The sequence below is a fragment of the Streptomyces luteogriseus genome, from assembly GCF_014205055.1.
Taxonomy (GTDB): Bacteria; Actinomycetota; Actinomycetes; order Streptomycetales; family Streptomycetaceae; genus Streptomyces; species Streptomyces luteogriseus.
In genome coordinates this window covers 882,439-895,277 of record NZ_JACHMS010000001.1, presented here as the reverse complement: position 1 = coordinate 895,277, position 12,839 = coordinate 882,439, and the positions used below count along the sequence as shown (strand labels likewise).

Annotated in this window: 2 protein-coding genes; both read left to right on the top strand. The window is 72.2% G+C overall.

Annotated features, from left to right (window positions below):
* The first annotated feature begins 30 nt into the window (after positions 1-30).
* Positions 31-10,935, top strand: coding sequence for a non-ribosomal peptide synthetase (locus BJ965_RS04110; RefSeq protein ID WP_184907395.1), 10,905 nt, complete (start codon positions 31-33; stop codon positions 10,933-10,935).
* A complete protein-coding gene (locus tag BJ965_RS04105; protein ID WP_184907394.1) occupies positions 10,925-12,625 on the top strand; it encodes an ABC transporter ATP-binding protein in 1,701 nt (566 codons plus the stop codon). The genes BJ965_RS04110 and BJ965_RS04105 overlap by 11 nt, the downstream gene beginning before the upstream one ends.
* Positions 12,626-12,839: the final 214 nt, after the last annotated feature.

Sequence of the window (12,839 nt, the reverse complement as noted above, 5' to 3'; positions counted from 1 at the left end):
CCACATTCTGGAAGGGACGCTGAGTCTTCGATGATGGAACCGCGCGCTCGTCACGCACTGCTTTCTCCCACGCGCCTGGCCGATGTGCGCCGACGGATCGGCGACTACCCGGACAGGACCATCACCGAGGCCTGCGCCATCGGCCTGTCGTACTGGGCGACGGGCCGGAGCCCCGAGGGCATCGACCTCACCCCCGGCACGCTCTTCGCCGACGTCCTCGGCTGGGTCGACAACGGCGGTACGGCGCCCGGCGGTTGGGACATCACCCCGGACGGCCGCGGCATCATCGTCCCCGACGGCGTCACGCCCGAGGACGCGCAGCTCGCCCTGGACGACCTGGCCGACTTCCCGGACCGCCCGCTCGGCACCATCGGCCCCTCCAGCGTGGCGGCCCGGCTGCGGACCCTGGCCGAGTGGAACGACAACCGGGCCGACCGGGACCGCCCCACCATCGTGGAGATGTTCCGCGCCCAGGCGAGCGCCAGGCCCGACGCCGTGGCCGTCGTCGACGAGCACCGGTCGCTGACCTACCGCCAAGCCGCCGAGCTCTCCAGCCAGTTGGCCCATCATCTCCTCGCCCGCGGGCTCGGCTCCGAACAGGTCGTCGGCATCTCCCTGAGCCGCTCCGCCGACATGGTCGTCGGGCTGCTCGCCGTCCTCCAGGCCGGGTGCGCCTTCGTACCGCTCGACCCGCAGTGGCCCGCGGCGCGCCGCGCCGTCGTCATCGAGGACGCCCGGGTCGTCGTCCAGCTGAACGCCTCGGGCGAGCACGACCCGGCCGAACCGGACGCCGTGGCGGTCGACCTCGGTGACTGGCGGTACGACGCGTACCCGAAGGACGGGACCGGCGTCACCGTCCTCGGCGACGCGCTGGCCTACGTGATCTTCACGTCCGGTTCCACCGGGCGGCCCAAGGGCGCGATGATCCGCCACGAGGCGATCAGCGAGCGCCTGCTGTGGCAGGTGAACGAGATCCTCGGCTTCGGCCACGACGACGCCTCGCTGTTCAAGGCGCCCCTGTCCTTCGACATCTCCATCAACGAGATCTTCCTGCCGCTGGTCTGCGGCGGCCGGCTCGTCGTCCTGCGGCCAGGCGGCGAACGCGACCCGCACCACCTGCTGAGCGTCATCGCCGAACAGCGCGTCACCTTCACCTATCTGGTGTCGTCCATGCTGGACGTGCTGCTGGAGATGACCGGCGACTCCGGTCGCCTGAACAGCCTGCGGCACGTGTGGTGCGGCGGGGAAGTACTCACCCCCGAGCTGTACGAGCGGTTCCGCACCAAGCTCGACGGCATCCCCATGTACCACGGCTACGGCCCCGCCGAGACGACCATCGGTGTCTCGCACGTCATCTACCGGGGCGCCGCGGAACGCCTGTCGACGTCCATCGGCAAGGCCAACCCCAACACCCAGCTCTACGTCCTGGACGACGAACTGCGCCCGGTCCCGGTCGGCGTCGGCGGTGAACTCTACGTCGGAGGCTTCCTCCTGGGCCGCGGCTACGTGGGCGCCCCCGGCCTCACCGCCGCCCGCTTCGTCGCCAACCCCTTCGCGAACGACGGCTCCCGTCTCTACCGCACCGGCGACCTCGCCCGCTTCGCCCCGGACGGATCACTGGACTTCCTGGGCCGCGCCGACAACCAGATCAAGATCCGCGGCATGCGGCTGGAGATCGAGGACGTCGAGGTCGGTCTCGCCGAGCACCCCCGGGTACGGCACACCTGCGTCGTCGCGAAGAAGAACGCGGCGGGCGGCACCTACCTGATCGGCTACGTCATACCCGCCGCCGGCAGTGCGGACCTGCGGGCCGACGAGGTCAGGGCCTGGGCCGGCGCGCACATGGTCGAGTACATGGTGCCCGCCCACATCGTCGTCATGGCGGAGTTCCCGCTCACCGCCAACGGCAAGCTCGACCGCAACGCGCTGCCCGAACCCACGATCGAGACCGGCTCGCTCCTGCGCCCCACCACCGACGACGAGCGGGCGGTGTGCGCAGCGGTCGCCGAGGTGCTGCGCCTCGAAGAGGTCGGCGTCGACCAGGACTTCTTCCAGCTCGGCGGCGACAGCATCCTCGCGATCTCCCTGCTGAGCGCGCTGCGCGAGCGGGGCCTGCACGTCACGGCACGGCAGATCTTCACCCACGGCACGCCGGGCGCACTGGCCGCGGTCGCGAGCCGCGAGGACGTCTCCACCGTCGACCACGCCGATGTCGCCACCGGCACCGTCGTGGGCTCACCCATCGTGCAATGGCTCGGCGAGACCACGGACGCCATCGACGGTTTCGTCCAGTCGGTCGTCCTGAACACCCCGTCGGACCTGACCGACGACGCCCTCGACGCCGTCCTCACCGCCCTCGTCACCCGGCACGACATGCTCCGCGCCAAGCTGATGCGCGGCGACCGCTGGAGCTTCGACATCCCCGAGGCGGAGCGGGCCGAGCCCCGCTGGCAGCGCAGCGACCTGCCCCTCGAGGAGTGCGTCGCCCTCGCCACCGCCGGACTTGACCCCACGAACGGCGTGATGCTCCGCGCCGTCTGGCGCCCCGAGGCACACCAACTCGTCCTCGTCGCCCACCACGTGATCGTCGACGGCGTCTCCTGGCGCGTCCTGATGGAGGACCTGGCCACCGCCTGGCGGCAGTTCAACTCGGGCGAGTCCATCGAACTCCCGCCGGTGGGCACGTCGTTCCGGCGCTGGACCCAGCTGCTGGAACGCGCCGCCTTCGACGCCGACAGCTCCTGCTACCGGCGGCCCCTGCCCGGCGAGGACCGGCCGCTGGCCCGCCGCGCCCTGGCCGGAACCGACACCGTCGCGAACGAACGCCTGCGGACCGTCACGGTCGGCCCCGAGGTCACGGCCGCGCTGCTGAACGAGATCCCCGCGACGTTCCACGCCGGCGTCAACGACGTCCTGCTCACCGCGCTCGCCGTCGCCCTCGCCCGGTACCGCCGCGACCTCGGGCAGGACCAGACCTTCGCCCACATCGAACTCGAAGGCCACGGCCGCGAAGGGCAGTTCGTCGCGGGCTCCGCCGGCTTCGAGCCGGAACTGTCACGGACCGTGGGCTGGTTCACCACCCTCTTCCCGGTGACCGTCGACCCCGGAACGGCAACCGACTTCACCACCCCCGAGTACCTGACCGCCGCCCTCAAGGCGGTCAAGGAGGACCTCGCCCGGGTACCGGACAACGGCGTCTCCTACGGGGCCCTGCGCTACCTCACCCACAGCGAGTTCGACGCCCCCGCACCCCAGGTGCTCTTCAACTACCTCGGCCGCTTCGCCGCCGGCGCCCCCGGCGACTGGCAACTCGCCGGCACCACCGGCCAGCTGGGCGAGAAGCGCGACCCCCGGATGCGCCTGCCGCGCGCCCTGGAGTTCAACGCGATCGCCGAACCCGACGCCTCCGGCGCCTACGAGCTCGTCACCACCGTCTCCTGGCCCGACGGCCTGTTCACCGACGCCGACATCACGACACTCGGCGACTACTTCCGCACGGCCCTGACCGGCCTCGCCGCGCTCGACCGGGGCGGCCACTCGCCCAGCGACTTTCCCCTCGTACCGCTCACCCAGGCCGACGTCGACGCCCTGGACGGCCCGGCGCTGCGAGACGTCCTGCCGCTGACCCCGCTCCAGGAAGGCCTCTACTTCCACTCGGTCTTCGACGACGACTCCGCGGGCGCCTACGTCGAGCAGCAACTGCTCACCCTCGACGGCGAGGTGGACACCGGCCGGCTCGCCGCGGCGGCCACCCGGCTGCTCACCCTGTTCCCGAACCTGGCCGCGCGCTTCACGGCCCTGGCCGACGGCCGCGTGGTCTCCGTCCTGGAGAACGGCGTCGAAGCCCCCTTCACCACACTGGACCGCCCCGGCATCACCGACGAGGAGATACGCGACCTCGCCGAACGGGACCGCCGCACCGGCTTCGACCTGGCCACCGGCCCGCTCATGCGGTACACGCTCATCCGCACCGGCTCCGGCCGGAACGTCCTGGTGCAGACCGTGCACCACATCATCGCCGACGGCTGGTCCGTGCCGCCGATGCTCCGCGCGCTGCTCGCCGAGTACCACGCACCGGGCACCGTCCACCCGCTCGGCGGCTTCGCCGACTACGTGCACTGGCTCGCCGGGCGCGACGCCGACGAGAGCGACCGCGTCTGGCGCGAGGAACTCGCCGACCTGCCCGGCCCGTCGCTGGTGGCCGAGGGACACACCCCCTCCGACCGCTTCGACGACACCTCCGTGGAACCCGAGTCCGACATCGACACCGCCGTCCGCGAGGCCGGAGTGCCGCTGAGCGTCGCCGTGCACAGCGCTTGGGCCGTCACCCTCGGCGGCATCCTCCAGGGCCGGGACGTGGTCTTCGGCTCCACGGTCTCCGGCCGCGACGCCGAGGTGCCCGGCATCGGAGACATGGTGGGGCTCTTCATCAACACCATCCCCGTACGGGCCCGTTGGACCCCCGGGGCCACCGCCGCCGACCTGCTCACCTCGGTGCGTGACCACCAGAGCGCGGTCCTGCCGCACCAGCACGTCTCCCTGGCACGCATCGGCCGCCAGGCCGGCTCCGGTCCGCTCTTCGACACGCTCGTGGTCTTCGACGTGGCCACCGACCCGACCTCGCTCCGCAGGCCCGGCGACACACTGACCATCACGGCCCTCGTCAACGAGGGCGCCCCGCACTACCCGCTGACTCTCGTGGTCGAGCGCGCACCCGACGGCCGACCGCGCTTCAACCTCATCTACGACGGTGACCTGCTGCGCGAGACGACCGCCCGGACGATCCTGCACACGTTCAGCCGCACCCTGACCGGCCTGCTCGCGCACCCGGACACCCTGGTCGACGATCTGGCGGCGGGAGCCGAACGACGCCCCGCCCCCATCACCCCGACCACCCTGGGCGAACTGTTCGACACCGCGGCCCGCCGCGACCCGGCGGCAACCGCCGTCACCCAGTGCGGCCTGGACGGCGCCACCCGCTCCCTGACCTACGGCGAACTGTCCGACGCGAAGAACGACCTGGTCTCCGCCCTGCGCGCGGCAGGGGTCGGCCCGGGCAAGCGGGTCGCCGTCGCCGTCCCGCGCTCCCTGGAGCAGGTCGTCGCCCTCGTCGCCATCGTCGGCGCCGGCGGCGCGTACGTCCCCCTCGACCTGGCGTACCCGGACGAGCGGCTGGAGTACATCCTCGCCGACGCGGCCCCGCAGGTCGTCCTCGTGGACCGGGACCAGCGCGACCGCTTCACCGGCCTCCTGGCCCGGTCGGGGGTGCCGGCCCGGGTGCTGGTCCAGGGCGAGGAGCCCCCGGCCGCCCGCACGGAGCCCGCCCCCGCGCCCGACTGGCACACCCCCGCCTACGTGATCTACACCTCCGGATCCACGGGCCGCCCCAAGGGCGTCGTCGTCCCGCACTCCAGCGTCGTGTCGCTGCTCGCGAACACCAGGCCGGACATGGACTTCGGCCCACGGGACGTCTGGGTCCAGTTCCACTCCTTCTCCTTCGACTTCGCCGTCTGGGAGCTGTGGGGCGCGCTGGCGCACGGCGGTGAGCTGCTGGTGCCCGAGTACGGGCTGACGCGCTCCCCGGTCGACTTCCACCGGCTGGTCCGCGAACGCGGCGTCACCGTGCTCAACCAGACCCCGTCCGCCTTCTACCAGTTCATCGAGGCCGACCGGCTCGCCGGCGAACCGCTGCCCGCACTGCGCCGAATCGTCTTCGGCGGCGAGGCACTGGACCTCGGGCGGCTGCGCGGCTGGGTCGAACGGCACGGCACGGCCGCCCCCGAGCTGGTCAACATGTACGGCATCACCGAGACCACCGTCCATGTCACCCACCGGGTCCTCACCGACGAAGACTTCGGCCCCGGCGACGACGTCAGCCCCATCGGCGGCCCCATCCCCGGCCTGGTCACCCACCTGCTCGACGACCGGCTCCGCCCGGTGCCGCCGGGCCGCGAGGGCGCCATCTACGTCGCCGGCGACCAGGTGTCCCTCGGCTACCTGAGCCGGCCCGGCCTCACCGCGGGCCGCTTCGTGGCGAACCCGTTCACGGCCGACGGCTCCCGCATGTACCACACGGGCGACCTCGCCGTCCGCACCCTCGACGGCGAGCTGGTCTTCACCGGCCGCGCGGACGACCAGGTCCAACTCAAGGGATTCCGCATTGAGTTGGGGGAGGTGGAGTCTGCGATCAGGGATTTCGACGGCGTGACCGACGTGGCGGTGACGGTTGCGGACACCGGTGACCACTTGGTCGCACATGTGGTGGGCAGCGCGCCGACCGACCTGACGGCCCGTCTGTCGTCCAGTCTTCCCGTTCATATGGTGCCGGGCAGGGTGCTGAAGATCGATGCCCTGCCGCTGACGGTGAACGGCAAGTTGGACCGAACGGCCTTGGTGGAGCGCTCCCTAAGGGGCGCGGGGAACGGCGCGACAAGCCACAACGCACCCGCAGACGAAACCACCGCGGTAGCCGCACTCACCAAGATCTTCACCGAGACGCTGCCCGGCACGGAAGTGACCGCCGACACCGACTTCTTCCGCGCCGGAGGCGACAGCATCATCGCCATCACGGTCGTCAACAGGGCCCGCACCCTCGGCCTGCCCATCGCGCCGAAGGACGTCTTCCTGCTCAAGACCCCCCGCGCACTGGCGGAACACCTGGGCACGAGCACACACCGGGCCACCCCGGCGGACGCCCCACGCGAGGACGGCCCCCTCCTCCCCACCCCGATCATCCTCCGCCAGCGCCAACTCGGCGGCTCCCTCACCCGTTTCGCCCAGGCCAGGACACTCCGGGCCCCCGAGGGCACCGGCTTCACGGACGCCGTACGCGCCGCGAACGCCGTGGTCGCCGCGCACCCGACCCTCCGGCTGCGCCTCGACACCGCACACGGCGTGTGGACCCTCCGCACCGAACCCGCCCGCGAGATCACCGTCGTACGCCCGGACACCACCGACGCGACGGCCGTCGCGGACGAGGCCGCCGGACAACTCGACCCCGAGTCGGGCGAGGTGATCGCGTTCGCATGGCTGGAGGCGAGTCACACCCTCGTCGTCACCGTGCACCACCTCGCCGTCGACGCGGTCTCCTGGCTGATCCTGCTCGACGACCTGGCCACGGCCCTGCGCGGCGAGCCCCTCGCCCCGCCCACCACCTCGTACGCCGAGTACGCCGAAGCCCTGACGCTCCGGGCGGCCCAGGACGTCCACGACCTGGGCCGCTGGATCACCACCCTCCAGGCTCCCGAACTGCTCCCGGTCACGGGGGCGTTGCGCAAGACGACGGTGGTGGTCGCCCCGGACGTGAGCGACAGCGTCACCCGCACCGCCCCCGCCGCACTCGGCGTCGGCCTCACCGAACTGCTCTGCGGCGCCCTGCGCACCGCGCTCACCCGCATCCAGCCGTCGCCCACCGACCTCGCGATCGACCTGGAGCGGCACGGCCGCGTCCCGGCCCTCCAGCAGCACGACTACACCCGAACCGTCGGCTGGTTCACCGCCATCGCGCCCGTACGGCTCACCCCGCACACCGACCCCGTCGCCGCCGCCCGCGAGGTCGCCGAGCGCCAGCCGGACGAGGACGGGCACGTCGCCTACGGCCGGCTCAGGTACCTCGACCCGCAGACGGCGCCGCTGCTCACCGCCCGCCCGCAGGTGCTGTTCAACTACCTCGGCCGGGGCAGCGAGTCCCAGGCGCTGCACCTCACCGGCGGCGACCAGGGCAGCCCCTACGCCGTCGAGGTCAACGCGTGGACCGACGAGGCCACCGGCAGCCTGCTCGCCGAGTTCGTCCTCGCCGAGGGCATCCCCGATGCGATCACCGAGCACTGGCGCGGCGCGCTGAAGCACCTCGCGGACGCCGCGACGACGGCCGAGCGCACCGCACCGGTCACCCCGCTCCAGCGCGGCCTGTTCTTCCAGGCCCAGATGGCGGGCTCGGCCGGACACTACGTCGCACAGAACTGGTTCACCTTCGACCGGCGCCTGGACACCGGCGCGCTGGCCGAGGCGATGGCCCACGTGATCGCGCGGCACCCGGTCGTCGGCGCCGGCTTCGGCACCGACGAGGACGGGAACCCGGTCCAGGTCCTCAAGGCCGGGCGACGGGTCGACGTCCGTACGATCGCGCTGTCGACGGACGCGGAGGTCGACGCCCTGCGGGCCCGGGACCGGGACACCGGCTTCGACCCGGGCGAGCCGCCGCTGATCCGGCTGACCGTCGTGCACCTGCCCGACGAGCGGGACGGCCTGCTGCTCAGCTACCACCTGCTGCTGTGGGACGGCTGGTCCCGCGAGATCGTCCTGCGGGACCTCTTCGACGCCTACCGCGCCGTCCTCGTGGGCGAGACGCTCGACCCGACGCCCGCCACGCCGAGCTTCGAGGAGTACGCCCGGGAGCTCGACGCCAGGGACCCGGCGGTGTCGGAGCGCTTCTGGGCGGACCACCTGGCCGCTCTCCCCGGTCCGACGCTGCTCGCCGGACCGGCGCCGTCCTTCTCGGACGACCTGCCGAGCGCGCTCGTGCACACCCTGTCCACCGAGCAGTCCGCGCTGGTGCGCGAGGCGGCCCGGGTGCACGGCGTCACCCTGAACTCCGTGCTGACCGGCGCGTTCGGCCTGCTCCTCGGCGCGCACACCGGCCGCGCCGACGCCGTGTTCGGCGTGACCGTCTCCGGCCGGGACGGCGAGGGGCGCTCCGACATCGTCGGCGTGCTGCTCAACACCGTGCCGATGTGGACCCGGGCCCGACCCGACGACACGGTCGGCGCCTACCTGTCGGCCGTCCAGGCCGCCCGGGTCGAGGCGATGGAGCACGAGCACCTCGGGCTCGGCGAGATCCAGCGGGCCAGCGGGCACGACACCCTGTTCGACAACCTCTTCGTGCTCCAGAACTTCCTGGACATGGACGCGTTCGCCGAGATGAACGCCCGGCACGGCATCACCTCGGTGAAGGCCGACGACTCCACCCACTACCCGTTCACCTGGGTCGTCACGCCCGGGGACCGGCTCACGGTCAAGCTGGAGTACCGCGACGGCGACACCGGCAACGCCCGCCGTCTCCTCGACGACTACCTGGGCGTGCTCGAAGACCTGGCCCGTGCCACCGGGCCGGTCGGCGCGCTGCGGGGCCCGGGCCCGGTGCCCGGACCGGCCGCACGCACCGACGTCGGCACGGACACCGTCGTCGACCGCTTCGACCGGGCGGCGGACCGCGACCCGCAACGGGTGGCACTCGTCGCCCACGGCTCGACGATGACGTTCGCCGAACTCCGCGACCGCAGCCGGGCCGTGGCGGGCGTGCTCGCCGCGCGAGGCATCGGACCGGAGACGACCGTCGGGCTCGCGATCCCGCGCTCCCTCGACTGGATCGCGGCCCTGTTCGCCGTCCTGCGGGTCGGCGCCGCGTATGTGCCACTGGAGCTCGACCACCCGGACGAGCGGATCGCCGCGATCGTCGACGACGCCCGCCCGGACGTGATCCTCACCGTGAGCAGGGTCTCGCCCCGGCTGACCGGCGACCTGATCGAACTGGACCGGCCGCTTCCGGAGGCAGAGCCGTACGTGTCGTTCGCGCCGGACGACCCGGACCGGCTGCGCCACCCCGCGTACACGATCTACACCTCCGGCTCCACCGGGAAGCCCAAGGGCGTGGTGACCGAGTACGCCGGTCTCACCAACATGCTGATCAACCATCAGCGCAGGATCTTCGAGCCGGTGCTGGCCGAGCACGGACACCGCGTCTTCCGGATCGCGCACACCGTGTCGTTCGCGTTCGACATGTCGTGGGAGGAGCTGCTGTGGCTCGCCGACGGCCATGAAGTGCACATCTGCGACGAGGAGTTGCGCCGGGACGCGCCCCGGCTGGTCGCGTACTGCCTGGAGCACGGGATCGACGTCGTCAACGTGACGCCGACCTACGCGCAGCAGTTGGTGGCCGAGGGCCTGCTCGACAACCCGGAGCGGCGGCCGGCGCTGGTGCTGCTCGGCGGCGAGGCCGTCACGCCGACGCTGTGGCAGCGGCTCGCCGAGACCGAGGGCACGGTCGGCTACAACCTGTACGGGCCCACCGAGTACACCATCAACACCTTGGGCGTCGGCACCTTCGAGTGCGAGGACCCGGTGGTGGGCGTCGCCATCGACAACACGGACGTGTACGTCCTGGACCCGTGGCTGCGGCCGCTGCCGGACGGTGTGCCCGGCGAGCTGTACGTGTCGGGCATCGGCATCGCTCGCGGCTACCTCGGCCAGCAGGCCCAGACCGCGCACCGCTTCGTGGCCTGCCCGTTCGGCGAGCCCGGCGAGCGCATGTACCGCACCGGCGACCTGGTGGTCCGCCGCCCGGACGGCAACCTGATGTACCTGGGCCGCACCGACCAGCAGGTCAAGATCCGCGGTCACCGGGTCGAACTCGGCGAGGTCGAGGCGGCGTTCGCGGCGCACCCGGCGGTGCGGTTCGTCGCCGCGGTCGCCCAGCCCGACCCGCAGGTCGACGGGGCCCACAGGCTCGCCGCCTACCTGGTCCTCGAAAGCGCGGAACTCGCCGCCGTCGCCACCGAAGTGGGCGCCGGACTGCCGGACTTCCTGCGGCCCACGCACTACGCCCAGGTCGACGGCATCCCGCTGACGGTGAACGGGAAGGCTGACACCAAGGCACTGCCCGAGGCCAAGCCGCTGGGCGCGCTGACCACGGCGGGGGAGCGGGGCCCGCAGACCGAGACCGAGACCGTGGTGTGCGAGTACTTCGCCGAGGCACTGGATCTCGACGACGACGAGGTGAGCGCGGTGAGCGACTTCGTGTCCCTGGGAGGACACTCCATGCTGGCGGTGCGGCTCGTCGGGCTGCTCCGCCGCGAGTACGGTCCCGTGATCACCATCCGCGATCTGTTCACCCTGCGAACCCCGGAAGCGATTGCCCGCCACCTCGATGACAACTGACACCCAGCGGCCCCGCCACGGGACCGCCATCCTCCGGACCGCCCTGCGCCGCAACCTCGGCGCCATGGCCTGGGGCACCCTCCTCATGGGCCTCTACCAGGCCGGCGAGACGGCCTTCCCCATCGCACTCGGCCTGATCGTCGAGCACACGATGCGTGACGGCCGCAGCCTCCAGGCGCTCGCCGTGTCGATCGGGGCCCTGGCCGTGATCATCACGACGGTGTCGCTGTCGTGGCGGTTCGGCATGCGGATCCTGCAGAAGGCCAACACGACCGAGGCGCACCGCTGGCGGGTGAAGGTCGCGGCCTGCGGTCTGCAGCCCGTCGCACGGGACGTCGACCTCAAGTCCGGCGAGGTGCTGACCATCGCCACCGAGGACGCCGACCAGACCGCCGACATCATCGAGGTGGTGCCGCTGCTCATCAGCTCGCTCGTCGCGGTGCTGGTCGCGGCGGTCGCCCTGGGCCTGGCGGACGTCCGGCTGGGGCTGCTGGTGATCGTGGGCACCGTCGCGATCCTGTCGATCCTCAGCGTGATGTCCAAGCGGATCGGCAGCAGCACCCAGGAGCAGCAGGCCCGGGTGGCGCGGGCGGGTGCGAAGGTCGCCGACCTGATCACCGGCCTGCGCCCGCTGCACGGCTTCGGCGGCAACCACGCCGCGTTCCGGTCCTACCGCGAGGTCAGCACGGAGGCGAAGCGCCAGTCGATCACCGTCGCCAAGGTGAACGGCGCCTACGCGGGCACCGCCCTGGCTCTCAACGCGGTCCTCGCCGGCGCCGTCACCCTGATGGCGGGCTGGCTGGCGTTCGAGGGCCGGATCACCATCGGTGAACTCGTCATGGCCGTGGGCCTGGCGCAGTTCATCATGGAACCTCTCAAGCTGTTCTCGGAGATGCCCAAGTACGTGATGATCGCGCGTGCCTCGGCCGAGCGGATGGCTCTGGTGCTGTCGGCCCCGCCGGTGATGACCCCGGGCTCCGAACGCCCCTCCGAGGGCGGCGACCTGGAGATCGACCGCGTCCGCCACGGCACGCTGACCGACCTGTCCTTCCAGGTGAAGGCGGGCGAGTTCGTCGCCATCGCCTCGTACCAGCCCCGCGCGGCGGCCGACCTCGCCGCCGTCCTGGCCGTGCGCGTCCCGCCCACCGCGTACGAGGGAACGGTCCGGATCGGCGACAAGGACCTGGCGGACCTCCCCGTCGAGGCGGTCCGCGAGCACCTGCTGGTCAACCCCTACGACGGGGAGATCTTCGCGGGCACCCTGCGCACGAACATCGACCCGTCGGGCACCAGCCGGACGGTCCCCGAGGCGGTCGAGGCCTCCATGCTGACCGACGTCGTGGCCCTGCACCGCGAGGGCCTCGACTACGGCGTCCGCGACCGGGGCGCCAACCTCTCCGGAGGCCAGCGCCAACGCCTCTCCCTGGCGCGCGCCCTGGCCGCCGACACCGACATCCTCGTCCTGCACGACCCGACGACGGCGGTGGACGCGGTCACCGAACAACTCGTCGCCCGCAACGTGGCGAAGCTGCGCCGGAGCCGCACGACGATCGTCATCACCAGCAGCCCGGCCTTCCTGGACGCGGCGGACCGGGTCCTGATCCTGGACGCCGGAACAATCACAGCAGAGGACACCCACCGCAACCTCCTGGCAAGAGACCAGAACTACTGCTCGGCGGTGGCACGCTGACCCTTCAACGGGGCCCGGGGGAGATGCCTTCAGGGGAGCGGGGAACTGCGCGACGGGCCCCACGCACCCGCACCCGACGACGGCGCTGGGCGCGCTGCGCCGAGGCCGCGTGTGCATGTTCAGGGGGCCCGGGGGAGATGCCTTCAGGGGCGCGGGGAACTGCGCGATGGCCCCCATGCACCCGCACTCGACGACGGCGCTGGGCGCGCTGCGC

Coding starts and splice junctions, on each gene's coding strand:
- BJ965_RS04110 (WP_184907395.1), top strand. CDS start 31: ATGATGGAACCGCGCGCTCGTCACGCACTGCTTTCTCCCACGCGCCTG.
- BJ965_RS04105 (WP_184907394.1), top strand. CDS start 10,925: ATGACAACTGACACCCAGCGGCCCCGCCACGGGACCGCCATCCTCCGG.